Below are 26015 nucleotides of genomic sequence, written 5' to 3'. Positions count from 1 at the left end.
GGCACCGGCGGCCGCTCGCCCCCTCAGCCGACCCGCTTGGCGACCCTCTGCTCGGCCTCCCGCAGGTGGCCCGCCTCGTCCCTGAGCCGGACTCCCGCCAGCCGGTAGAACTCGGGGCTCTCGTGCGTGGCCATCCGGTCGGAGAGGGCCGCCGCCAGCTCCCCCGTGACCTCCACCAGGTCGGCGAGCTCCCCGAGCATCACGGCGGCCTCCACCGCCGGGACCTTGTCCCGCCCCCGGTCCTTCGCCTTCGGCAGCGCGTTCTCCCGCAGCTGCCGCCGCGCCTCGTCGACCGCGTCGACCATCGCCCGTATCCCGCTGTCCATCCCGCTCCCCTCGCTCCGCCCGTTGTCCGTCCTCGGACATCCTCGGACATCCCCGTCAGTGTCCCCCGCCGAACAAGATTCAAAAACCCGCCCGGTAGCACCCGAAGCCCACCTAGGCTACTTACATGACAACCTCCGACTCCCTCGCAACCGGCCAGCGCTCGCTCGGCGACCCCACCCTCGACTACCCCCTCTGGCCCCCGCTGACCTCGGGCTGCCCGCGCACCAGCACGGAGGACGTCTCCTACCCCGTCGAGGTCGACTACGCCTACGACAAGGCCGACCCGGCCGCCCTGTTCGCGCCCGTGCGGGCCCGCGCCGGCCTGGAGCGCTGGGCCCCGCTGCTGCCCCCGCTGCTCGCCCCCGGCCTCGGCGAGGGCGCCACCCCGCTGGTGGAGCTCGGGCCGGGCGTGTACGTCAAGGACGAGTCCCGCAACCCGACCTGGAGCCACAAGGACCGGCTGAACCGCTGCACCACCAGCGCCGCCGTCGGCGTCGGCGCGCCCGGCATCGCGGTGGCCTCCTCGGGCAACCACGGCGCCTCGGCCGCCGCGTACGCCGCCCGCGCCGGGCTGCCCTGCGTGGTGTTCACCGGCCCGGACACCCCGCCCGCCGTGGACGCCTTCCTCAACGCCTACGGCGCCGTGGTGCTGCCCGTCCCGTGGGAGTCCCGCTGGCCGCTGCTGCGCCAGGTGGTGGAGCGCTTCGGCCTGCACCCGGTCAGCAACCTGACGACCACCCACACCGGCCACGCCTTCGGCCCCGAGGGCTACAAGACCGTCGCGTACGAGATCTTCCAGGACGTCGGCGTGCCGAGCGCGGTGTTCGTCCCCACCGGGTACGGCGAACTGCTCTACGGCGTCTGGAAGGGGTTCACCGAGCTGCGCCGGCTGGGCCTGGCCGACCGGGTGCCGCGGATCCACGCCTGCGAGTCGGCGGCCTCCGGCCCGCTGCACCGGGCGATCGCCGAGGGCGCCCCGGCCGCGCACGTGACGGTCGGCCGGAGCAACGCGTACTCGATCGCCTCCCCGGTGAGCGGCTACCGGGGCGTGCTGGCGGTGACCGGGAGCGGCGGCGCCGCGCTGACCGTCGACGACCGCCAACTCGCCGACGCCCAGCGGGAGCTGTCCCGGGCCGGGCTGTGGACCGAGCTGTCCGCGGCGGCCGGCCTGGCGGGGCTGCGCAGCCTCGGCGCCGAGGCCCCGGCGGACGGTCCGGTGGTCTGCGTCTCCACCTCCAGCGGGTTCAAGGACAAGGGCATGGGCAGCCGCCCGACCGCCCCGGTCACCCCGACCTGGGAGGAGGTCGAGCGCCGGCTGCGCACCGCCGGGATCACCGGCTAGCACACGGGGGAACGAAGTCCGGACGAGCAAGGCCGGAAGCCTGCTGTTCGTCGGGACGTTCGCTGACGTAGGGTCGGCGTTCGCCCACGCACAGCAGGCTTGCTCCGCCCCACCGTCCCCGCACCAACTCCCCCGCGTCGAAGGGTAGTCCCGTGCTCCTTTCCCCCCGCCGTCTGCTGCCGCTGGCCGTCGCCGTCGCGGCGGTCCCGGTGCTCGCCCTCCCGGCGGTGCCCTCCGCGGCCGCCTCGTACGGCACTCCGACGATCACCTTCTCGGCCGGGTACCTGTCCGGCGCGGTGGGCGCCACCGGCGACCCGACGGTGGGCGTCACGGTCGCCCAGAGCGGTGCCCCCGCCTCGGCGCTGACGGTCGCGGCCTCGGCCAGCACCAAGGCCTCGGTGGCCCGGACCGGCGACGTGACGGTGACCGGCGGCGGCGCCGCCCGCACCCTGGCGGTCGCCGCCCAGGGCGTCGGCTACACCGACCTGACCGTCAAGGTGACCGGCCTGGGCGGCAAGACCGCCACCCGCACCCTGCACTACGCCGCCTCGGCCGCCGTCCGCGACTCCGCCGCGAGCCGCTACCTGACCGGTTCCAGCGACGCCTCGGCCGCCGTGGACGCGGGCGGCGGCTACGTCCTGGTCGGCGACGACGAGTCCAACACCCTGCGGCTCTACGACCGCAACAACTCCGGTGCCCCGGTGCGCAGCTGGGACTTCAGCTCGGCGCTCGGCGTCAGCAAGGAGATCGACATCGAGGCCGCCGCGCGGGTCGGCGACACGATCTACTGGACGGGCTCGCTGGGCAACAACAAGGACGGCAAGGTCAAGCCCGACCGGCACACCCTGTTCACCACCAGGGTGACCGGCTCCGGCGCCGACACCCAGCTGTCCCTGACCGGCTCCTACCAGGGGCTGCGCGACGACCTGATCGCGTGGGACAGCGCCCACGGCGACCGCTACGGCTTCGCGGCCGGCGCCGCCGAGGGCCAGGCGCCCAAGCAGGTCGACGGGTTCAACGTCGAGGGCCTGGAGTTCGCCCCGGGCAGCTCCACCACGGCGTACGTCGGCTTCCGCGCCCCGCTCACCCCGGCGGTCACCGGCGGCCGGGCCCTGCTCGTGCCGGTCACCAACTTCTCGTCCCTGTTCGACGGTTCGGGCACCCACGCCACCATCGGCGAGCCGATCGAGCTGGACCTCGGCGGGCTGTCCGTCCGCGACCTGCGCCGCAACGCCCTCGGCCAGTACGTGATCGTGGCGGGCTCCTGGGCGGCCGAGGACAACTCCGCCCCGTACGCGCTCTACCGCTGGGACGGCCGGCCGGGCTCCAAGCCGGTCAAGCTGCTCGACCTGCCCACCAGCGACGCCGGCGCCTGGGAGGCCGCCCCGGACCTGCCGGACCTCGACGCCCCGGGCGCTCGCGTCCAGCTGATCACCGACAACGGCTCCGCCGACCTCTACGGCGACGGCACGGACGCCAAGGACCTCACCCACCCGGAGTGGAAGAAGTCCCGCAGCACCTGGTTCACCCTGGGCTGACCCGGGGCCCGCAGACCGTCAGGCCTGCACCCCCGACCCCGCAGACCGGCCCCTCGGCCCCGCCAGGCCGAGGGGCCCTTCCGGCTCCGCTCACAACTCGACCAGCACCTTCCCCCGGCTCGCCGAGCGGTCGACGTACAGGCTGCGGTAGGCGGCCGGGATGCTGTCGAAGCCCCGGTGGACGGTCTGCTGGTAGCGCAGTTCCCCGCTGCGGACCAGGGCGCCGAGGTCCCGGCGCAGCGCGGCCCAGTTCTCCTCGGTGAACCACTCCAGCGCGAAGATGCCGCGGATCACGGTGCGCGGGAACATGATCATCGGCAGCAGCCGGGGGCCCGCCCAGGCCCCGCCGACCTGGCTGCCCCACTGCCAGCAGACCGCGACCCGGCTGTCCACCGAGAGCATCCCGAAGACGGTGTCGGTGAGCGTGCCGCCGAGGCTGTCGAAGTAGCGGTCGATGCCGTCCGGGGCGAGCTGGGCGAGTTCCTTGGCCAGCCGCTCCGGGTCGTCCCCGTCGCGGTACTCCAGCACCGCGTCGAAGCCCAGCTCCCGTAGCCGGGCGGCCTTCGCCGGGGTCGCGGTGGTGCCGATCACCCGGGCGCCGCGGTGCCGGGCGAGCTGGCCGACCACCGAGCCGACCGCGCCGCTGGCCCCGCTGACCAGCACCGTCAGCCCGGGGCGCACGTCCAGGAACTTCTCCACCGTCCCCCAGGCGGCCATCCCGGGGCCGCCGAGCAGGCCGAGCGCGGTGGTGACCGGCAGCTGCTCGTCGTAGTCGGCGCGGTCCAGCCGCCGGAAGGCCGGGAAGACCATCGGGAAGGTGCCGGTCTGCCAGAGCCAGGACGCGCCGTTGCCGATCACGTGGCTGCGCCAGCCGCCGAAGCCCTGCACCAGGTCCCCGACGGCGAACCGCGCGGCGGGTCCGGCCCGCACCACCTCCATGATCGAGTCGGCGCCCATGTGGTCGCCGACCGGGGTGTCCAGCGCGATGCCCTGGAGGTACGGGTCGACCGACACCCAGCGCGTGCGCAGCAGCATCTCGTCCTCGGCGAGCCGGACGTCCACCTCCTCGACGACCTTCTCGTACATCCGGTCGATGTCCGGCACCCCGTCCACGTGCGCGCGGACGACCCACTTCTCGATCCGCACCTTCCCGGCGGTCAGCACGGACGCCGCGGTCCTCACGGATTCGTTCACGGACTGGCTCACGAGGTGACTCCAAACTGCCGGTCGTCGGGGCCGACCGGGTCGGTGATCAGGGTGGGCGGCGGAGCGTGGTCGTCCACCTCCGCGGTGAACGGCCGGCCGTCGTCGCGGCAGATGAACTGGACGACGTGCCGGCCGGCGGCGGCCGCGCGGATCAGCCCGCCGGTGGTCGCCCAGACGCCGGAGAGGTAGAAGTTGGCCAGGCCGGGCAGCCCGGGGCCGTTGCGCTTGATCTCCTCCTCCAGGGTCTCCCCGCCCTCCACGAAGGGCTGCCAGCCGAGCACCGTGCCGTCGTAGTTGCCGGTGTAGCGGACCTGGGTGAGCGGGGTGGAGACGTCCTTGACGGCCACCGCCTCCCGCAGCCCGGGGTGGTGGCCGTCCAGGAACTCGATGACGGCGTCCCGCACCCGGCGCTTCTCCCGCTGGTACTCCCGGCCCCGGCCGACCGGCAGGGTGTGCAGCTCCTCGCCGCGCCGCTGCCGGACGGCCTGTTCGGGGCCGGTGCTCAGGGCCCGCCAGGGCGCGATGTCGCAGAAGTAGCTGGCGTAGACGACGGTGGTCCCGGCGGGCGACAGCTCGGGGTAGTGCCGGCTGCGGAACTGGATGTTGATGCTGGGGTGCCGGATGCCGGTGAGCCGCGCCGCGAACTCCTCCTCCAGCAGGTAGGTGCTGCACGGGTCGCCCGCCGGGAACGGCGTGCGCAGGCCGAGGAAGACGGTGAGGTAGCCGGGGAAGACCATGCCCGGCTCGGTCAGCGTCTTCGTGTACAGCCGGCGGTAGGTGTCGTTCAGGTAGCGGCCCTTGAGCAGGTCGAGCATGGTGGTGCGGCCGTCGCAGGCGGCCACCACGACGTCCGCCCGCACCTCCCGCCCGTCGCTCAGCCGCACCCCGACGGCGGTGTCCCGCTCGACCAGGATCTCGGTGACCTTGGCGTTGTACGTGATCTCCCCGCCGAGCCGCCGGTAGCGCTGCTCGACCGAGCGCGCCAGCCCCAGCGAGCCGCCCTCCGGCACCCCGGCGGACTGCCCGGCGTGCGAGGCGAGTTGGAAGTACGTCGGCAGCACCGGGAAGTTGGGGTGCTTCTCGTACAGCACGAAGTTGAACGCCTCGCGCAGCAGCGGGCTGCGGAACCGCGCCGAGTAGTCGCTCATCAGCACCGAGATGGAGCGCCGGATCACGTTGACGTACGGCAGGAAGGAGGCGAGCATCCGCCAGCGCTCCCACCGGCCCATCAGCCCGACCGGCTTGAGGAAGGGGTAACGGGTCAGCGCCAGGCGGAACTTGCGCAGGCCCGCGCAGAACTGCCGGATCTGCCGGGCGTCCTCGGGCGCGAGGTCCAGCAGGTGGGCTTCCAGCCGGTCCGGGTCGGAGTAGAAGCGCACCGCCCGGCCGTCCCGGGTGCGCACCACGTTGAACACGTCGAAGTTGCGCATCCGCTTGCCCTGGAGGGCGCCGAGTTCGAGCCAGATCCGGTGCATCTCGTTGCCGGGACCGCTGCCCAGCAGCCAGCTGACGCAGCAGTCGAAGGTGAACTCGCCGCGGTCCCAGGCGGTGCAGCAGCCGCCGGGCAGTTCGTGCATCTCCAGGACCTGGCTGCGGTAGCCGTTCATCTGCGCGTAGCAGCCGGTGGACAGGCCGCCGAGGCCGCCGCCGATGATAACCATGCTCTGCCTGCCGCTCATTCGGCCGCTCCCCGGTCCGGTGCTCCGACGGTGGCCCGGTCGAGTTGCGGCAGCCGGCCCCACTTGCCCGGGTGCCAGGGTTCGCGGTCCTCGCTGGGCCAGGCCCGGAACGGTCGGCCGAGTTCCTGGCAGAGGTACTGGGCGGCGTACCGGCCGCTGGTGGCGGCCCGGATCAGTCCGCCCAGCGAGGCCCACTGGCCGGCCATGGAGAAGCCGGCGAGGCCGGGCAGTCGCATCCGGTCCCGGTTGACCAGGCGGTTGGCGGTGTCCTCGGCCTCGGAGAAGGCCTGCCAGGCGAGGATGCTGCCGCGGGTGTTGCCGGTGAACCGCTCGGTGGTCACCGGCGAGGCGACGTCGACCAGTTCGATCCGGGCGCCGATCCCGGGGTGGACGCGGTCCAGGAACTCCCGGACGAACGCGGCGACTTCCTGCTTGCGTGCCCGGTAGGCGCGGCGGTCGCGGTTGCGCAGCTCCTTCCAGGACCGGTAGTCGCTGAAGTAGGTGCAGTGCAGGACGGACTTGCCGGGTGGGGCGAAGCCCTCCGCGTAGTTCGAGCGCAGCTGCACCACCAGGCTCTGCTGGAGCGAGCCGGGCAGCCGGGCGGCGTCGGCCGGGCCCAACAGGTAGGTGGTGCAGTGCGGTTCGCCCGCCGGCAGCGGCCCGTCCAGCCCGACGAAGGCGGAGACCACCGCCGGGTAGAGGTTGCCGGGCTTCTCCAGCAGCTCGCCGTACAGCCGGTCGGTGACGGGGCTGGAGTAGCGGCCGCGCAGCAGCCGGTCCAGCACCGTCGGCCCGTCGCAGGCGGCCACCACGTGGTCGGCGAAGTACCGGGTGCCGTCGCGCAGTTCGACGCCGACGGCGCGGTCGTCCTCGATCAGGATCCGGTCCACCCGGCAGCGGTAGTCGATCACTCCGCCGAGCCGGGTGTACCGCTGCTCCACCGAGCGGGCCAGCCCGAGCGAACCGCCCTGCGGGAAGCCCGCGTTGCCGGTGTGGGCGGCCGCCAGGGTGTAGAGGTAGGGCAGCAGCGGGAAGCCGGCCGGCTCCTGGAGGAACATGGTGGGGAAGGCCCGGCGCAGCAAGGGGTCCTGGAAGCGTTCGGCGAAGCGGCTCATCGGGGTGGCCGCGGTGCGCCAGAACAGCCGGAAGGCGGGCAGCACGGTGCGCAGGGTGCGCAGCCGTTCGGCGGTGCTGCGCAGCGGCGGCGGGGTGAGGTCCCAGGGCAGGTCGAGGGCGACGAAGCGGCGCAGGTCGCGGCAGAAGGCGCGGATCGGCGCGGCGTCGCCGGGGGCGAGGGCCAGCAGGTGGGCCTCCAGCCGGTCCGGGTCGGTGTGGAAGGTGACGGCCCGGCCGTGTTCGTCGACGACCCGGTTGAAGGTGTCGAAGTGGGTCACCGACTTGCCGTCCAGGGCGCCGAGTTCGCTCCAGACCTGGTGGGCGCCGGTGCCCTCGGCGGTGCCGATCAGCCAGTCGATGCAGTAGTCGAAGAGGTAGCCCTGCCGGGACCACGCGGTGCAGCAGCCGCCGGGCAGCACGTGCTTCTCCAGGATCCGGGTCTCCAGCCCGCTCATCTGCGCGTAGCAGCCGGTGGCGAGGCCGGCCAGGCCGGCCCCGATCACGATCACCCGGGGCGGGCCTGCGGCGGTCCGCCCCCGGCGGGGCCAGTGCGGCCCGCGGTCAGCGGCGGCCATCGGCGGTGCCTCCCGCCAGGACGGTGGCGGCCAGTTCGGCGTTGCGGGCGGCGAACTCGCCGTCCAGCATCTCGGCGTGGCTGCCGTGCCCGGCGTGCACGGCGGTTCCGGTGGTGGAGGCGCCGTGCCAGGAGCCGGGTTCGCCGCCGGTGTGGACGGCGAGCCGGTCGCGCTCGCAGACCACGTCCAGCCGGGCCCGGACGGTGCCGGTGTTGGGGGTCCTGCTGCAGAACTCCAGGTAGTCCCTGGCCTGGTGCAGGGTCTCCTGGGCGACGATCCGGGAGCCGGTGTGGCGGTGCAGGTGGTCCTGGAGCTCCCGCTCGAACACGGCCACGTGCTCCTCCCCCAGGTCGAAGGCGTCCAGGACCCGGTAGGCGTCCACCAGCAGCACCGATTCGACCGCGCGCCCGCGCCGCTCCAGCTCCTTGGCCACCTCGAAGGCGAGATTGCCGCCGAGCGAGTAGCCGAGCAGCCGGTACGGTCCGGCCGGGTGCAGTTCCTCGACGAGGTCGGCGTAGCGCTCGGTCTTGTCGTCGCCGGTCAGGTAGTTGAAGGCGGCGATCCGGTGGCCGGGCAGGGCGGCGGCGAGCTGCCGGTAGACCAGTCCGTGTCCGCCCGCGGGCGGGAAGCAGAAGACCGTACGGCGCTCGGGCGCTTCGGTGTTGAACCACAGGTGGGGCTGCCCGCCGGCCACCTCGCCGGTGATGATCTGCTCGACCGTGCGGGCCATGCCGTGCAGGGTGGTGACCTTGAACAGCAGGCCGACCGGGATGCTGATGTTGAACTCGGTCCGGAGGTGGTGGATCAGCTCGATCAGTCGGATGGAGCTGCCGCCGAGCTCGAAGAAGTCGTGCTGGAGGCCGACTTCGGGCACCCCGAGCAGCTGCTGCCAGTGTGCGGCGACCCGCTGCTCGTAGAGGGTGACGGGCGGTTCGTGGCGCGCGCCGCCGGTGTCGGCGGCGGGCTCGGGCAGGGCGGCGAGGTCGACCTTGCCGTTCGGGGTGAGCGGCAGGGCGGGCAGGGCGGTGAGGTAGGAGGGGATCATCACGGTGGGCAGGTGCTCGGCGAGGTGGCGGCGCAGTTCTCGGCGGTCCAGCGTGACGCCCTCGGCGGGCACCAGGTAGGCGGCCAGGGCGGGTTCGCCCGCGCCGTCCCGGCTGACCGTCACGCAGGCCTCGGCGACCTCGGGCCGGGCGGTGAGGTGGGCCTCGATCTCGCCCGGCTCGATCCGGTGGCCGCGCACCTTGACCTGGTTGTCGATCCGGCCGAGCAGGTGGGCGGTGCCGGCGGTGTCCCAGCGGCCGAGGTCGCCGGTGCGGTAGAGCCGCCGGGGCGTGCCGTCCAGGTCCATGACCCGGAACCGCTGCTCGGTCTGGGCCGGGTCGTTCGGGTAGCCGGCCGCGACGCCCGCGCCGCCGATCCACAGTTCGCCGGGCACCCCGGCCGGGACGGGCTCGCCGTAGCGGTCCAGGACGTACAGCGCGCTGTTCGGGAAGGGCCGCCCGATCGGGACCATCCGGCCGGGTTCCAGTTCCTCGGCGTCACCCTCGTAGTAGCTGCTGTCCACGGTGGCCTCGGTCAGGCCGTAGGAGTTGACCAGCCGGGTGGCCGGGCCGCACAGGGCGCGCAGCCGGTGGTGTTCGGCGGCCTTCCAGGAGTCGGAGCCGACCACCAGCAGCCGCAGGAAGTCCAGCCGCAGGCCGTCGCGTTCGCAGTGCGCCAGCAGGGCGCGGGCCACGGCGGGGACGAACTCGCCGCAGTCCACGGCCTCTTCGCGCATCACCCGGTACAGCCGGGCGGTGTCGAAGAGCAGCTCGCGGTCGACCAGGACGAGCGTGCCGCCGGTGCCGAGGGCCCGGGCGAGGTCGCCGGTGAACACGTCGAAGGCGGTGCCGGCCATCTGGAGGTGCACCCGGGCCTCGGTGTCCAGGCGGTACTCGGCCCGCCAGCCCGCCGTGGCGGCGGCCAGCTGGCGGTGCTGGACCAGGACGCCCTTGGGCCGCCCGGTGGAGCCGGAGGTGTGGATCAGGTACGCGGGCCGGTCCGGGTCGGCGGCGGGCAGCGGCCCGGCGGCGGCCGCGGGCCGGTCCAGGTCGGCCGGGGTGACCGGCCGGGCGGGCAGGTCGGCCGCCTCCCGGTGCCGTTCGTCGACCACGACCAGGGTCGCGCCGGCGTCGGCCAGCTGGTGCGCCAGCCGGTCGGCCGGGTGCCCGGGGTCGAGCGGCAGGTAGGCGGCGCCGGCCCGCCAGACCGCCAGCAGGGTGGTGACCAGCTCGGGTGACTTGTCCAGGCAGACCGCGACCACCGAGCCCTCACCGGCGCCGAGTTCGCGCAGCCGGGCGGCGGCGCGCTGGGAGCGCCGGTCCAGTTCTCCGTAGCTCAGCCGCCGGACGCCGTCCCGGCCGGGGACGACCACCGCTACGGCCTCCGGGTGCTCGGCGGCGGCCTTGGCGATCAGCTCGGGCAGCGGCACGTCGTGGTCGATCCGCCGTCCGGCGCCGCTGAACTCCTCCAGCACGAGCCGCCGTTCGGCCTCGTCCAGGATCCGCAGCCGGCCGACCGGCTCGGCCGCCGGGGCCCGGGTCATGGCGTCCAGCAGATTGCGGTAGTGGGCGGCGAGGCGCTGGACGGTGCCGGGTTCGAAGAGGTCGGAGTTGTACTTGAACACGCAGTGGAAGCAGTTGTCCGCGCGGTCCTCGTAGGCGGACAGGGTGAGGTCGAACTGCCCCTCCTCCTCGGGCAGTTCGATGTACTCCAGGCGGTATCCGAAGCGCTCCACGGCGACCTTGTGGGTGAGCAGGATGAACATCGCCTGGAACACCGCGGAGCGGCTCGGGTCGTGCTGGAGGCCGAGCCGCTCGACCAGCAGCGGGAAGGGGTACTCCTGGTTGTCCAGCCCGCCGAGGACGCTCTCCCGCACCCGGGCCAGCAGTTCGGTGACGGTCGGCTCCCCGGCCAGGCTCACGTGCAGCGGCAGCGGGTTGACGAAGTAGCCGTAGACGGAGGCGAACTCCTCCTGGGTGCGGCCGGTGACGGGACTGCCGACCACGATGTCCGGCTGGCCGGACCACCGGTGCAGCAGCAGGTAGTAGGCGCCGAGCAGCACCATGAACGGGGTGGCGCCGTTCGCCCGGGCCAACTCGTGCACCCGGGCGGTCAGTTCCTCGTCGATCCGGAAGAACTCGGAGGCCCCGTTGTGGGTCTGCACGGCCGGGCGGGGCTTGTCGGTGGGCAGGGCCAGCACCGGCATCCCGGCGGGCAGGTGGCCGCGCCAGTAGTCGAGCATCCGCTGCGCCTGCGGCCCGGCCAGGAAGCGGTTCTGGTGGTTGAGGAAGTCCAGGTAGCGGGCGGCCACCGGGGGCAGTTCGGGGGTGCGGCCGCGGCGCAGCGCCTGGTAGACCTCGAACAGCTCCTCGATGAAGGTGAAGGTGGAGATCGCGTCCGAGACGATGTGGTGCACGGCCTTCATCAGCACCCAGCGGTCCGGGCCGCGCCGGAACAGCCGCAGCCGCACCAGCGGGTCCTCGGCCAGGTCGTACGGCCGGCGGTACTCGCGGACGATCAGCGCGTGGATCTCCTCCCAGGGGCGGCCCTCGACGTCGAACAGCGCGGTGTCGGCGACGGCTTCGGCGCGGATCCGCTGGACGGGGCGGCCCTGCTCGGCGGTGAAGGCCGCGCGCAGTCCGGGGTGCCGGGCGACCAGGTGGGCGAAGGCGGTGAACATCAGCTCCGGGTCGAGCTCGGCGCGCACCTCGACCGCGCCGCCGATGTTGTACGCGAAGCCGTCCGGGTGGAGCTGGCGCAGGAACCACAGGGCCTGCTGGTTGTGGGTGAGCGGGTAGCGGGCCTCGTCGGTGTGGAGTTCGACCTCGGCCTGCTGCGGGCCGCCCTCGGCGGCGAGCTGCTCGGCCAGGCCGGCGGTGAGCAGCTCGACCAGGTCGGCCACGCTGCCGTTGCTGAGCAGCGCCACCACCGGGAGGGCGACACCGAGTTCGCCGTGCACCCGGGCCCGCAGCTCCATGGCGAGCAGCGAGTCCAGGCCGTGGGCGCCGAGTCTGGTGTCCGGGGTGATCCGCTCGACGGCGGTGCGCAGCACGGCGGCGGCGGCCGCGCCGAACCGTTCGGCGACCAGCTGTCGGCGGGCCTGCGGGTCGGCGGCGCGGTAGCCGTCCAGGAAGCCGCCGGTCTCGGCCGGGGCCTGTGCGGCGGCGCCGGCCGCGAGCTCGGCGACCAGCGGCGGCGGGGCGGGGTACCAGGCGAGGAAGGTGGGCCAGTCGACGACGGTGGCGACCAGCAGCTGGGCACGGTCCTGCCCGAGGACGCGTTCCAGGACGGCGGTGCCGGCCTCGGGGGGCAGCGAGCTCATGCCGCGGGCGTCGCGGTAGTGGGCGACCAGGCCGAGTTCCTCGATCATGCCGGTGGCCCAGGGGCCCCAGTCCAGGCTGAGTGCGGGCCGGCCCTGGGCCCGGCGGTGGTGGGCGAGGGCGTCCAGGAAGGCGTTGCCGGCCGCGTAGTTGGTCTGTCCGGCGGTGGTGAGCAGCGAGGCGACGGAGGCGAACAGCACGAAGTGGTCGAGCGGTTCGTCGGCGAGCAGCCGGTGCAGCAGGTGGGCGCCGGCCACCTTGGGGGCGTACCCGGCGTCGAAGGCGGGCCGGTCCATCTGCGCCAGCAGGGTGTCCCTGACCTGTCCGGCGAGGTGGAACACCCCGCGGATGGGCGGGAGTTGGCGGCGGCGGTGGTCGGCGAGCCAGGCCGCGAGGGCCGGTCCGTCGGTGACGTCCACGGTGGCGAGCAGCGGTTCGGCGCCGAGCGCCTCCAGTTCGCGCAGGAAGGCGATCCGCTCCCCGGCGGGTGTCGCGGGGTCGACGGCGTGCCAGTCGGCGCGCGGCGGCAGGGCGGTGCGGCCGACCAGGACCAGCCGCCGGGCGCCGCGCCGCACCAGGGTGCGGCAGAGCAGCCGGCCGAGCGCGCCGAGCCCGCCGGTGACCAGGTAGCAGCCGTCCGGGCGCAGCACCGGCGGCAGCGGCCGGGTGAGGCCCTCGGCGGGGCGCAGCCGGCTGGTGAGCCGGCGGCCGGCCCGCAGGGCGAGTTCCTGTTCGGCCTCGGCCGGGCGGTCGCCCGGGTGGTCGCCCGCATGGTCGCGCGCGTGGTCGCCCGGGCGGGCGGCGACCGGGTCGGCGAGTTCGGCGAGCAGGTCCGCGGCCTGGTCGGCGGCCGGCCGGGCCGGGTCCAGGTCGATCAGGCTGCCGCGCTGGGCGACGAGTTCCTGTTGCCAGAGCACCCGGCCGATGCCCCAGGCGGGGGCGCCGAGCGGTTCGACCCGGTCCTGCGGGCCGGTGGCCTGGGTGCCGCGGGTGACGATGTGCAGCCGGCCGTCGGGGCGGGCGGCGGCCAGCGCCCGGGCGAGGGTGATCAGCGAGTAGGCGCCGTGGGTGGCGAGCCGGTCGAGCTGCCCGGGGTCGCCGGGGTCGAGGGCGTCGAGGGCGGGCAGGTCGAGGTTCCACAGGTGGACGACGGTCCGGTGGGCCGGGTCCAGCTCGGCGAACAGCCGCTGGAGGTCCTCGGCGGAGTCGGGCCGTACGGTCGTCCCGCCGTCCCCGGTGGCGTACGAGGGGCCGGGCCGGACGAGGTGGCAGCGGGTGCCGTGCCCGGCGGCCAGGGCGGCCAGTCGTTCGGCGAGGCCGCCGGCGTCGGCGAACAGCAGCAGGTCGCCGGTGGGGGCGTCGTGCGGCGCGGCCGGGGCGTCCTGCCAGGCGAGTTCGGTGAGCCAGCCGTCGATGGTGGCCAGGCCGACCGAGGCGGCAGCCCGGGCGACGTCGGCGACCTTGAAGCCGGTGATCCGCCCGAGCGGGGTGCCGTCCTCGGCGTACAGGGCGAGGTCGCCGACGAGTTCCTCGGCGCTCTCCCGGGTGACGGTGGCGTGCGCCCAGATCGGGCGGTCGCCGATGGCGTCGAGCCGGACCTCCTCGATCGAGACGGGCAGCCGGACGCTGCCGTCCCCGGGAGCGTGCAGCCGGGTGGTGAGCAGGGTCTGGAAGCAGGCGTCGAGCAGCACCGGGTGGAGGTGGTGGTCGGCGGCGCCGGGGCCGAGCCGCTCGGTGGGGCGGATCCGGGCGAGCGCCTCGCCGGGCCCGGCCCAGACCTCGGCGACGGCGCGGAAGGCCGGCCCGTAGTCGTAGCCGCGCTCGGCCAGCCGCCGGTAGCAGTCCGGGCCGTCGAGGTGCTGCCCGCGTTCGCGCAGCGCGTCGAGGTCGGCGGCGGGGCCGTAGGAGCGGCGCTGGCCGGTGCGGACCCGGCCGCCGGCGTGCACGGTGGGTTCGCCGCCGGCCGGGGTGGCGGCGATGGTGAAGCGGGCGTCCTCGGGGGCGTAGCCGAGCTGGACGGGCACGGGTTCGGTGTCGGAGAGGAACAGCGCCCGGTGCAGTTCGACCTCGGCCAGCACGACCTGGCTGCCGCCGGTCAGCGCGCGGACGGCCTGGGCGGCCATCTCCAGGTACCCGGCGGCGGGGAAGACCGCCCGGCCCTCGATCCGGTGGTCGTCCAGGTAGGGCAGCCGCTCGGGGTCGAGCGCGGTGGTCCAGGTGGGCTGGGCGGCGGCGGTGCGGCGGCCGAGCAGCGGGTGGTCGAGCTGCCCGAGCCGGACCTGCTCGACCGGCTTCGGCTCGGTCCAGTGGCGCTCGCGCCGCCACGGGTAGCCGGGCAGCGGCACCGGGCGCCCGGCCGGGTGCAGCGCGTGCCAGTCCAACTCGACGCCGAGGGTGTGGAGTTCGGCCAGGGTCCGGGCGACGCGCTCGGGTTCGTCCTGCTGCCGGCGGATCGACGGCAGGGTGTGCGCCTGCTCGGCGCACTCGCGGATCGCGTGGCCGAGCACGGGGTGCGGGCCGATCTCCAGGAAGAGCCGGTGCCCGTCCTCGGCCATCCGCTCGACGGCGGCCCGGAAGCGCACCGGGTGGCGGACGTTGTGCCACCAGTACCCGGCGTCCAGCTCGGGCCCCAGGGCGAGCCCCTCGCGGGCGGTGAGGTGGAGCGGCAGCCGGGCCCGCTGCGGCCTGATCCCGGCCAGGGCGGCGGTGAGTTCGGCCCGGATCGGGTCCATCCGCACGCTGTGGTAGGGCACTTCGACGTCCAGGAGGCGGGCGAAGACGCCCTGCCCTTCGAGCGCGGCGGCGAGTTCGCGCAGCGCCTCGGTGTCCCCGGCGAGGGTCACCGCGGAGGGGCTGTTGACGGCGCCGAGCGAGACCCGGTCGCGGTACGGGCGGATCCGGCGCTCCGCCTCGGCCTCCGGCAGGCCGACGGCGAGCATCGAGCCCGTCCCGGCCAGCCGCTGCTGGAGCGAGCTGCGGGCGAGCACCACCCGGACGGCGTCGGCCAGGTCGTAGACCCCGGCCTCGTGGAAGGCGGCGACCTCCCCGGTGCTGTGGCCCACCACCGCGTCGGGGTGCACGCCGTGGCTGCGCCAGAGCGCCGAGAGCCCCAGCTGGACGGCGAAGTTGGCGGGCTGGGCGAGCCAGGTCGCGGCCATCCGGGAGTCGGCCTCGTCCCGGCCGAGTTCGTCCAGCAGGGACCAGCCGGCCTGGGCGCGGATCTCGGCGTCCACGGCCCGGACGGCCTCCCGGTAGACCGGCTCGCTCTCGTACAGGCCCCGGCCCATCCCCCACCACTGCGGGCCCATGCCGGTGAACACCCAGGCCAGTCGGCGCTGTTGACGCTCCCGGGCCAGGCCCCGGACGACCCGGGGGTGGTCCTCGCCGCGTTCGTGGGCGGCCAGCGCCTCGGCCAGGTCGGCGGGCCCGGTGTGCACCACGGCGAGCCGCTCGGGCAGGTGCTCGCGGCGGTGCGCCAGGGTGTGGCCGAGGTCCGCCGGGCAGGTCCCGGCGGCGATCTCCTGCCGTACGGCGGCGGCGAGTTCGGGCAGTCCGGCGGCGTCCCGGGTGCTCAGCGGCAGCACCGTGACGGCCGGTCGCCGGGCGGGGGCGACCGGGGCGGGCGGCGGCGGTTCCTCCAGCAGGACGTGGGCGTTGGTGCCGCCGAAGCCGAAGGAGTTGACGCCGGCCCGGGCCGGCCCCTGGTGCTCGGGCCAGTCGACCGGGGCGGTCGGGATGTCGAAGGGCAGCGCGGCCAGGTCGATGGCCGGGTTGGGCCGCTCCAGGTTGAGGTGCGGCGGGATCCGGCGGTGCCGCAGGGCGAGCGCGGTCTTGATCAGTCCGGCGACCCCGGCGGCGGCCTCGGTGTGCCCGATGTTGGTCTTCACCGAGCCGACGTAGCAGCGCTCCCCCTCGCGGCGCCCGATGCCGAGCACCCGGCCGAGCGCGGCCGCCTCGATCGGGTCGCCGACCGGGGTGGAGGTGCCGTGCGCCTCGACGTACTGGAGGCTGCCGGGCAGCACCCCGGCGCCGGCGCAGACCCGTTCGATCAGGGCGGCCTGGGCGTCCGCGCTGGGGACGGTGATGCCGTTGGTGCGGCCGTCCTGGTTGACGCCGCTGCCGAGGACCACGGCGTGCACCGGGTCGCCGTCGCGCAGCGCGTCGGAGAGCCGCTTGAGCACCACCACACCGACCCCCTCGGCCCGCACGTAGCCGTCGGCGGCGGCGTCGAAGGCGCGCGAGCGGCCGTCGGCGGAGAGGAAGCCGCCCTTGGTCTCGGCGATCGTGTACTGCGGCGCCATGTGCAGCAGGGCGCCGCCGGCCAGGGCGAGTTCGGTCTCGCCGCGGAGCAGGCTCTGGCAGGCCAGGTGGACCGCGACCAGGGAGGAGCTGCACGCGGTGTCGATCGAGACGCTGGGGCCGCGGAAGTCGAAGCAGTGCGAGATCCGGTTGGACACCATCGTCATCATGGTGCCGGTGGCGGTGTGCGCGGCGATGGTGGTGAAGTCCAGGTCGGCGAACTGGAGGATCTTCCAGTCCAGCGTGAAGGCGCCCATGTAGACGCCGACGTCCCGCCCGGCCAGCGCGCCGGGGCGCAGCCCGCCGTCCTCCAGCGCCTCCCAGCTCACCTCCAGGAGCTTGCGCTGCTGCGGGTCCATGTGGGCGGCCTCGCGGGGGCTGATCCCGAAGAAGGCGGGGTCGAAGGTGTCGAAGCCGTCGATGTAGCCGCCCCGGCCGCCGATCAGCCGCCCCGGCTTGGCGCGGTCACGGCTGCCCAGGGTGCCGGTGTCGTAGCGGTCGGCGGGGGTGTCGGTGAGACAGTCCCGGCCCTCGATCAGGTTGCGCCAGTAGGTCCGGTGGTCGTTGGCGTGTCCCGGCAGGCGGCAGCCGATGCCGGTGATCGCGATCCGTTCGCAGGGCACGGCGAAGGGCGAGGTGGTCATGGTCCAATCCGAGGGTGGTGGCGGGGACGGCACGGGGCACGGGCGGGGCGGCTGCCCGGGGACCGGTCGGAACGGGGGCGGGAACGGGGGCGGGAACGGGGGCGGGTGGGAACGGGGCGGGAGGTCGACGAGCGGTGACGCGGGGGGCCGTTGGGGTCAGGCGGACTGCTCGGTGGTCTTCATCCGGCGCCAGGGGTGCAGCAGGGTGGCGCCGAGCTCTCCGGTGGTCGGGAACGCGGCCGGGTCGGTGAGGCCGACCGCTTCCGGGATCCGCCCGGGCCGCCAGGTGAAGCTCCCGAACACGTGGTCCCACAGCGACAGGTCGGAGGCGTAGTGGCCGGCTTCGGCGAGGTCGGTGCTGTGGTGCAGGCGGTGGAGTTCCGGGCCGGCCAGGACGTGGCCGAGCCAGCCGATCCGGACGTCGATGTTGGCGTGAACGAAATACCCCTGCGCCATCACGAATATTCCGACCACGAACACCGAATCCGCCGAGAATCCGATCATCGCCAGCAGGAGTTGGACCACGGACTGGGCGAACAGCACGTCCAGGAAATGGTTGACGCCGTTGTTGGCGACGTTCACCTTGTCCGGCACGTGGTGCACGCCGTGCAGTCGCCAGAGCCAGCGGTTGCGGTGCGACCAGCGGTGCACCAGGTAGTCCCCGAGCGAGCCGATCAGCAGGGCGAGCGGGATCTCCAGCGCGAACGGCAGCGCCGGACGGGCCGGACCGAGCGCCACCACCAGGGTGGCCACCAGCCCCTGGGCCAGCCCGCCGCCCACCATGCTCAGCACGAAGTACACGCCGTACCAGCGCAGTTCACGCCCGCTCGGGTGCCAGTCGGTCCGGTACGGGATCACCCGCTCCAGCACCGCCAGGTAGCAGATGACGGCGATCAGCACGAGCGGGGAGACCTGGTCGGGCGCCCAGTGGAAGCGCAGTGTCGCGACGGCAGTGCACAGCACCCCCAGGAGCAGCAGCGGATGGGCGAGCCGGCGTGCGATGGCTGACAGCACGCTCCCCCTAGTTCTTCGCGGACTAACGAATGGAAACGTCAGAGACTCTAGCGGGAGGCGCAGGCGGGGTCAGTCATTCGACGTGTTAACGCCATGAATAACCCGATCGGAGGAAGATCCGCACACGAAGTTGACAAATCAGCGGCGTGAAGAGGGCGCATTCGAGGGCGGGTCGGGTCGGGCCGGAGTGCGGCGCGTGCGATTCCCGTACGGTCCGGCGCCCACGCCCCCTCCGACGCCCACCGCACGTCGGGGGCCGAAGGGCCGGCGGCCGGGGTCCGGCGGGAGTGGGCGATCAGGGGCCGACAGGAGCGTCCGAGAGCGGGCCGGCGGGGGCTCAGGAGCCGGCCAGCTCCGCCAACCGGTCGGCGGTCCGCGGCCCGTACCGCGCGAGGCGCTCGCGCAGGCCGCGCAGCTCGTGCCCGACCAGCGCGGGCAGCGCGGCCACCGGCACCGACTCCAGGGCGGGCGCCAGCAGGTCCACGGCCGTCCGCGGATCGTGCGCGCAGGCGTGGCAGTCGGCCGCCCGGACGGTGAACAGCAGCCGACTGGACGGCAGCTGGGTCGGCCCGAGCAGGCCGAGCGCGGTCTCGGTGGCCGCCAGCGCCCGCCGGGCCAGCCGGGGATCGTCCACCGCGGCGGCGAGGTCGCGCAGCGCGGCGGCCGCGGCGGACTCCACCCGCAGCCGCATCGAGGCGATGGACAGCCACGGCACGTCCGCCTCGTCCCGGGCGTCGATGTGCTCCAGGTGCGCCCGGGCCAGCGCGATGTCGCGGACGGTGCCGCGCACGTCCCCTGTCAGGGCCCGGGCCCGGGCCCGGCTGATCCGGCCCATCGCCCCGGCCCAGGGCCGCCCGGGCGCGACCCGGTCGATCTCCCGGGCGTAGCCGAGCGCGGCCACCGGATCGCCGTCCAGCCGGGCCAGGATGCTGAGGTCGCTGAGCGTGCCGACCTGGGTGGCCCGGTCCCCGGCCAGCCCGGCCCAGGTGAGCGCCCGGTCGAAGCAGGCCATGGCGGTGGCGTTGCGGCCGCCCTGCATCCGCAGGGCCCCGGCGGCATGGGCGTGTTCGGCGGCCAGCCGGGCCAGCGGGCGGCGCTGGGCGGCGGGGGCGACGGCCAGCCGGGCGAGCACCACGTGCAGGGTGCGTTCGACGGCGGCGACCAGCCCGGCCAGGGCGCCGGTCTCGCCGGCCCGCAGCTGGGCGGCGAGCAGCCCGGCCAGGGCGTGCGCGGTGGCGGCGTCCAGCGGCGGCGCGGTGGCCGGGTCGGCGGCACGGAACTCCTCGCACAGGAGCGCGATTTCCCCCGGCGGCGGGACTGCGCAGCCCTCGGCGTCGTGCAGCGGGCAGAGCAGTCCGTAGTCCGGCAGCCGGGCCGGGGCGAGCAGGACCGGTTCGACGGGAGTGGGCACGGCGGCGGACCCGGGCCCGACCGGCACCCCGTCCGGCACCCCGCCGGGCAGCGGCGGCCGGAGCAGGCCGGGGGCGAAGGGGGCCGACAGCGGCAGTCCGGCGGTCTCGGCGCGCAGGCAGGCGGCCACCAACTCCCCTCCGGCATTGAGGAGTTCGTCGATCCGCTCGGCCATCCTGGGGGCGACCCGGCGGGAGCCGTGCTCGATCTTGCTGACCGCGGTGTGGTCGTAGCCGATCCCCGCGCCGAGCTGCGCCTGGGTGAGTCCGGCCCGGCGCCGCCAGTGCCGCAGCCGGGCGCCGAACTCCCGCCAGGCGCCCGCCTGCTGGACGTCCGGTGGCGAGGCCGGGGCCGAACGGTTCCGGTGCACGGCTGTCCTCCCCCTGTACGCCCCCGACGCGGGGCCCTGGGACGAGTCCGACGAGGAGGACGGTACTCGATGGCTCCCCTCCCGTACATGAGGTGGTCTCAACCACTGGAAGGAAAGCCCAGCTTGACGCGAAACGGCAGCCGCACCTTGACGGAATTTGCCAACCCTATGCAGAGCCTGCACCAGCCATTGACCCGGGCATGACGCCATGTGAGTGTTCGGGCACCCGAGCGCGGACGGCCCGCACGGCCGTCCCCCAGAAGCGGCCCGCGGTGCGCCCACCAGCCTTTCCCGTCCGCGGTCGAGGACCCCCACTCGCGAGGAGCCTCGATGCAACGCAGAGTTTCCCCAGGACGGTTGCTCACCACGGCGACCACCCTGACCGTACTGGCCGGCCTGATCGGCGCCACCGCCGGGGCGGCCACCGCCGCGCCCACCCCCTCCCCCGCGCCGCCCAGCGCCCTGGCCGCCGCCGTGAACGCCGCCGACGCGGCCGCCGCGGCCGGCACCGACGCCCTGGCCAAGGGACCGGGTGAGACCTACGAGCGCAAGGCCGTCACCCCCTGGCTGAACGGCCTCTACTCGGTCTCGTACGAGCGCAGTTACCGCGGCCTGCCCGTGGTCGGCGGCGACGCCGTGGTGCTCGCCGACGGCAAAGGCACCGTGCGCGGCCTCCAGTCGGCCGCCACCGGGCCGGTCGGCGGCTCCATCACCCCGCAGATCAGCGCGGCGAACGCGGAGAAGACCGCGCGGACCAAGCTGCCGGTCGTCGACCAGGTCGAGTCCCGCCGCCTGGTCGTCCGGGTCAAGGACGGCGCCGGCCGGCTCGCCTGGGAGACCGTGCTCAAGGGCCGCACCGAGACCGCGCCCAGCCACCTGCACGTCTTCGTCGACGCCGCCACCGGCGAGGTCGTCGACAGCTACGACGACGTCGAGGCCGGCACCGTCAACAGCAAGTGGAACGGCCCCGGCCCGCTGACCATCAGCACCACCAACTCCGGCGGCTCGTACGCGCTGCGCGACCCGAGCCGGCCCGGCCTGTCCTGCTCCGACAACGACACCGGCCAGGTGTTCACCAAGTCCTCCGACTCCTGGGGCAACGGCAACCCGTCCAGCCGGGAGACCGGCTGCGGCGACGCCATGTGGGCGGCCCAGAAGGAATGGGACATGCTCCGCGACTGGCTCGGCCGCAACGGCCACGACGGCAACGGCGGCAGCTGGCCGATCAAGATGGGCCTCAACGACGTCAACGCCTACTGGGACGGCAGCTCCGTCTCGATCGGCCACAACCAGGCCGGCGAGTGGATAGCCGCCCAGGACGTCGTCGGCCACGAGTTCGGCCACGGCATCGACCAGTACACCCCCGGCGGCGCCAACAACGAGAACGGCCTCGGCGAGGGCACCGGCGACATCTTCGGCGCGCTCACCAAGGAGTACAACAACGAGCCCGCGCCGTACGACTACCCCGACTACCAGGTCGGCCGCGTGATCAACCTGGTCGGCCAGGGCCCGATCCGCAACCTCTACCAGCCCTCGCTGGTCAACAACGACCCGAACTGCTACTCCTCCTCGATCCCGAGCACCGAGGTGCACGCGGCCGCCGGACCGCTGAACCACTGGTTCTACCTGCTGTCCAACGGCTCCAACCCGGGCGGCGGCAAGCCCACCAGCCCGACCTGCAACAACTCCAGCGTCACCGGCATCGGCGTCAAGCAGGCCGGCCAGGTCTGGTACGGCGGCATGCTGCTCAAGACCAGCGGCATGACCTACAAGCGGTACCGCACCACCACCCTGACCGCGGCCAAGAACCTCGACCCGAGCTGCACCTTCTTCAACCGCACCAAGGCCGCCTGGGACGCCGTCAGCGTGCCCGCGCAGAGCGGTGACCCGACCTGCACGCCGTCCGGCAACAACGACTTCTCGCTCGCGCTCGGCCCGGCCGCCGGCTCCGTCCAACCCGGCTCGTCGACCACCGCGACGGTCTCCACCGCCGTCACCTCCGGCACCGCGCAGACCGTCAACCTGACGGCCACCGGCGCCCCGACCGGGGTCACCGCGACGGTCAGCCCGTCCTCCGTGCAGACCGGCGGGTCCGCGACGCTGACCCTGGCCGCCTCCTCCGGCGCCCCCGCCGGCACCTACGTGATCACCGTGACCGGCACCGCCGGCGCGGCCACCCACACCGCCCAGTACACCCTGACCGTCGGCGGCGGCGGCACGCCCGGCGGCCCCGCGCCGGACATCGACGTGGCCAAGATCCAGGCCGACCTGGCCCAGCTGAACACCATCGCCAACCAGAACGGCGGCAACCGCCGGGCGGGCAGCGCCGGCCACAGCCAGTCCCTGGCGTACATCAAGGGCAAGCTCCAGGCGGCCGGCTTCCAGGTCAGCGAGCAGACCTGCACGTCCTGCACCTACCAGTCCAACAACCTGGTCGCCGACTGGCCCGGCGGCCCGTCCGACCAGGTCACCATGCTCGGCGCCCACCTGGACAGCGTCTCGGCCGGCCCCGGCATCAACGACAACGGCTCCGGCTCCGCCGTCCTGCTGGAGAACGCCCTCGCGCTCGCCCAGCAGAACCCCACCCTCACCCGGCACGTCCGCTTCGCCTGGTGGACCGGTGAGGAGCAGGGCCTCCAGGGCTCCCAGTACTACGTCGGCCAGCTGGGCTCCACCCAGCGCTCCGCGATCAAGGCCTACTACAACTTCGACATGGTCGGCTCGCCCAACGCCGGCTACTTCATCAACAACCTCACCGCCGCGGCCTCCGCGCCGATGAAGGCCTACTGGGACTCGCTCAACCTCCAACCCGAGGAGAACGTCGAGGGCGTGGGCCGCTCCGACGACTACTCCTTCCAGCAGGCCGGCGTCCCGACCTCCGGCTACGCGGCCGGCGCCAGCGCCGTCAAGACCTCCGCGCAGGCCGCCAAGTGGGGCGGCTCGGCCGGGCAGTCCTACGACTCCTGCTACCACCAGTCCTGCGACACCACCTCCAACGTCGACGCCACCGTGCTCAAGCGCAACGCCAACGGCGTGGCCTACACCATCTGGAAGACCTCGGTCGGCGGCACCACCCCGGCCAACGACTTCTCCGTCTCGGTGAACCCGGCCACCGCCACCGTCAAGCCCGGCGCCTCCGCCACGGCCACCGTCGCCACCGCCACCACCTCCGGCAACGCCCAGACGGTCAACCTGACCGCCTCCGGCGCCCCGGCCGGCGTCACCGTCTCCTTCAACCCCTCCTCCGTCCAGTCCGGCGCCTCCGCCACCATGACCGTCGCCACCGCCACCAACACGGCGGCCGGCACCTACAGCATCACCGTCACCGGAACCGGCTCCGCCACCCACACCACCAGCTTCACCCTGGTCGTCGGCAGCGGAACCCCCGACCCCGGCAACGCCTGGACCCCCGGCACCACCTACCAGGCCGGCGACGTCGTCACCTACAACGGCGTCAGCTACCGCTGCATCCAGGGCCACACCGCCCAGGTCGGCTGGGAACCGCCGATCGTCCCCGCCCTCTGGCAGCAGCTGTGACCCACCCGGGCCACCCTGCCTGACACCCCCAGAACCGCTGCGCCGCGATCCGTCGAGGGGGACGGACCGCGGCGCAGCCGCGTCCGCGGGCGGGGCGGGGGCGGGCCGGGGGTTGGGGCCCGGCCTGCCGCATTGTCGGACCCGTGTGCTTCCGTGTACGGAGCAGCAACCGGCAGCCACCGGACAGAGTGGCCGCCGACAACCGGACGCACGGACACAGGGCCCAGGGCACAGGGCACAGGGCACAGAGCACAGGAGGCACGATGAAGGGCTGGACGGGTGTGACCTGGGACAGCTGGCGGGACGCCGAGGAGATCCGCGCGCGCCTCGCCACGGGCGCCGACCCGGAGGACTGGGGCTTCGGCCAGCGGCCCCTGCACCGGGCCGCGTCCTACGGGTCCCCCGAGGTGATCACCGAACTCGCCGCCCGGGTGGCGGACGTGGACGCGCCGCAGGACGGGACCACGGCGCTGTGGGAGGCCGTCCTCGCCGGCCGGCCGGACAACGCCCGCGCCCTGGCCGCCGCCGGGGCCGATCCCTGGCGCCCCCAGCTCGGCGGCTGGTCGCCCGGTCGGCTCGCGTTGGCCGGTCCGGTCCCCGACCTGTTCCCCGTCCCGGCCGGGGAGCCCGGGCTGACGGCGGCCGAGCAGGCCACCGCCCGGAACGCCCGCCGACTCGTCGCGAACCTCGGCGACTTCCACTACGGGGGCACCGGCCTCGCCTGCGTGGCCGGCATCGACGCCGCCGAGGCGGTCCGGCGGCTCTCCGGCGAGCCGGTGGGCGAGGAGTTCATGGCGGACTTCCTCGACGACCCGTACGACCACGACCAGGACGACAGCCTGCTCCTGGTCGGCGTCACGACCGTGCCCGGCGGCTGCATCGTCACCCAGCCCTGGGGCTACACCCCGTCCACCCCGGGCGTCATGGCCCGGCTGACGGCCGGCACCTTCGGCTACGGCATGTACGCCAATCCCAAGAGCGGGAACCAGGGCGGCATCCACCGCGACGGCGTCACGGAGGACTGGGACCTCCACCCCGGCGGCGGGCCCCTCCCCGGTCACACCCCCGAGGAGGTCCTCACCGGGTACCTCTACCACTACAAGGCGATCGCCTACGCCTGTGCCTTCGCCGGCCTGCACCCCACCGACGCCCGAGCCGTCACCGGGCCCGCCGACGTCTGGATACGCCTGCCCGCTCTGGACTACTGGGAGGAGCCGACCGACCAGTGAGTGGACCGGTCGGCGAAGTGACCGGGTGTCACCGTGCCGCGACGCGGCTGACGTAGAGTCGGGCGCCGGGGCGGAGCCGCCCTGCCCTTCGTCGGCCGAGTCGAGGAGAACCCTGGTGACCACGGACACCGTGCCCGTGCCGGAACTGGCCCCCGAGGCCGTCGAGGAGTGGCGGGCGGAGGAGGCGGAACTGGTCGACCTGCTCGCGCGGGCGCAGCGCGGCGTCGGCGGGATCGCCGCGTTCCGGCTCGGGCCGACGCCCACCGTGCTGGTGACCGATCCGGCCGCGGTGCAGCACGTGCTGGGACGCCACCCCGACCGGTACGTGAAGCGTTCGCACCGGGCCCGGATGCTGGTCGGCGACGGCGTGCTGTCCGCCACCGGGGAGGCCTGGAAGCGGCAACGGCGGCTGCTGCAGTCGCAGTTCACGGGAACCGGGATGCGCCGCTACGAGCAGCGGATCGCCGCCGCCGCACGCCGCACCGCCACACGCTGGGAGGGGTACCGGCGCAGCGGGGAGACCTTCGACGTGGCCGAGGAGATGCGCGGCTTCGCCCTGGACACCGTCTGGCGGGCGCTCACCGGGCTGCCGCTCGACGACCGCACGGACGCCGAACTGCGCTCGGTGGAACGGGTGGTAGCCGCGATGCCGACACTGCCGACCAACGCCGCCGACGCCCGGGACACCGTCGCCGAGGACCTCGCCCGGATCGACGCCGTCGCCCAGGCCGCGATCGACGCGGCCCGCGGCGCCGCCGACCTCCCGGAGCCGGGGGTGCTGCGCGTCCTGCTCGACGCCGCCGACCAACACCCCGAGTACACCGACCGGTTGATCCGCGACGAGCTGGTCACCCTGCTGGTCGCGGGCCACGAGACCACCGCCACCACGCTCACCTGGCTGTTCCTGCTGCTCGACGACAACCCCGGGGCCCGGCAGGCCGACCCGCACGCCCTGGCCAGCGAGACCCTCCGGCTCTACCCCTCCGCCTGGCTGCTCCCCCGGCACGCCGTCGAGGACGACGTGCTCGCCGGCCACCGCATCGCCGCCGGGACGGACGTGCTGGTCTGCCCCTACCTCACCCACCGCGACCCGGCCCTGTGGCCGGACCCGGAGCGCTTCGACCCCGCCCGCTTCGCCCCCGACGGCGCCCGTCCCGCCCAGCTCGGCGCCTACCTCCCCTTCGGCCTCGGCGCCCGCGCCTGCCTGGGCACCCAGTTCGCCCTCCGGGAGACCACCGCCCTGCTGGACCTCCTGCTCCCCCTCGGCCCCCTGGAGTTCCGCTCCCGCCCGACCGGGGCGGCCTACAGCATCACCGTCCGCCCGAACGGCCCGACCCCCGCCGCCTTCCGCCGGTAGGTCCCGCT

At 74.3% G+C, this 26015-nt stretch carries 12 protein-coding genes; 5 read left to right on the top strand and 7 right to left on the bottom strand.

The window, feature by feature from the left end:
- Positions 1–23: 23 nt before the first annotated feature.
- Positions 24–326, bottom strand: coding sequence for a hypothetical protein (locus ACFXOZ_RS10225; RefSeq protein WP_380529286.1), 303 nt, complete (start codon positions 324–326; stop codon positions 24–26).
- 125 nt (positions 327–451) lie between these two features.
- On the opposite strand from ACFXOZ_RS10225, the gene ACFXOZ_RS10220 reads away from it, so the two are divergent.
- Both ACFXOZ_RS10220 and ACFXOZ_RS10215 read left to right on the top strand, forming a co-directional pair.
- The gene (locus ACFXOZ_RS10220; protein ID WP_380589114.1) at positions 452–1669 is read left to right on the top strand and encodes a pyridoxal-phosphate dependent enzyme; all 1218 of its coding nucleotides are present in this window, start codon (positions 452–454) and stop codon (positions 1667–1669) included.
- Positions 1670–1851: 182 nt separating this feature from the next.
- On the top strand, positions 1852–3207 hold the full coding sequence (locus ACFXOZ_RS10215) for a hypothetical protein (RefSeq protein ID WP_380589125.1): 1356 nt from the start codon (positions 1852–1854) through the stop codon (positions 3205–3207).
- 90 nt (positions 3208–3297) lie between these two features.
- Here ACFXOZ_RS10215 and ACFXOZ_RS10210 read toward each other — a convergent pair whose 3' ends face one another.
- The 6 genes from ACFXOZ_RS10210 to ACFXOZ_RS10185 form a co-directional block, all read right to left on the bottom strand.
- On the bottom strand, positions 3298–4353 hold the full coding sequence (locus tag ACFXOZ_RS10210; RefSeq protein WP_380589123.1) for a zinc-binding dehydrogenase: 1056 nt from the start codon (positions 4351–4353) through the stop codon (positions 3298–3300).
- A 56-nt stretch (positions 4354–4409) separates the two neighbouring features.
- Positions 4410–6074 (bottom strand): phytoene desaturase family protein, encoded by a 1665-nt coding sequence (locus ACFXOZ_RS10205; protein WP_375894451.1) that lies wholly within the window; start codon positions 6072–6074, stop codon positions 4410–4412.
- A gap of 14 nt (positions 6075–6088) precedes the next feature.
- On the bottom strand, positions 6089–7783 hold the full coding sequence (locus ACFXOZ_RS10200; RefSeq protein WP_380589111.1) for a phytoene desaturase family protein: 1695 nt from the start codon (positions 7781–7783) through the stop codon (positions 6089–6091).
- On the bottom strand, positions 7770–17090 hold the full coding sequence (locus ACFXOZ_RS10195; RefSeq protein WP_380589108.1) for an amino acid adenylation domain-containing protein: 9321 nt from the start codon (positions 17088–17090) through the stop codon (positions 7770–7772). The genes ACFXOZ_RS10200 and ACFXOZ_RS10195 overlap by 14 nt, the downstream gene beginning before the upstream one ends.
- A 156-nt stretch (positions 17091–17246) precedes the next feature.
- The gene (locus ACFXOZ_RS10190; protein WP_380589105.1) at positions 17247–18104 is read right to left on the bottom strand and encodes a sterol desaturase family protein; all 858 of its coding nucleotides are present in this window, start codon (positions 18102–18104) and stop codon (positions 17247–17249) included.
- Positions 18105–18441: 337 nt separating this feature from the next.
- Complete coding sequence (locus ACFXOZ_RS10185) at positions 18442–19884, bottom strand: helix-turn-helix domain-containing protein (protein ID WP_380589102.1); 1443 nt, start codon at positions 19882–19884, stop codon at positions 18442–18444.
- Positions 19885–20214: 330 nt separating this feature from the next.
- On the opposite strand from ACFXOZ_RS10185, the gene ACFXOZ_RS10180 reads away from it, so the two are divergent.
- The 3 genes from ACFXOZ_RS10180 (at position 20215) to ACFXOZ_RS10170 (ending at position 26007) form a co-directional block, all read left to right on the top strand.
- Entirely contained in the window at positions 20215–23421 is a 3207-nt protein-coding gene (locus tag ACFXOZ_RS10180; protein WP_380589099.1) for a M28 family peptidase, read from the top strand.
- A gap of 263 nt (positions 23422–23684) precedes the next feature.
- Entirely contained in the window at positions 23685–24650 is a 966-nt protein-coding gene (locus ACFXOZ_RS10175; protein ID WP_380589097.1) for an ankyrin repeat domain-containing protein, read from the top strand.
- A 112-nt stretch (positions 24651–24762) separates the two neighbouring features.
- On the top strand, positions 24763–26007 hold the full coding sequence (locus ACFXOZ_RS10170; protein WP_380589120.1) for a cytochrome P450: 1245 nt from the start codon (positions 24763–24765) through the stop codon (positions 26005–26007).
- Positions 26008–26015: the final 8 nt, after the last annotated feature.

The organism is Kitasatospora sp. NPDC059160 (assembly GCF_042755465.1).
Classification (GTDB): domain Bacteria; phylum Actinomycetota; class Actinomycetes; order Streptomycetales; family Streptomycetaceae; genus Kitasatospora.
Note: the sequence above shows the minus strand (reverse complement) of the source record. Positions and strands in the feature narration are given on the sequence as shown.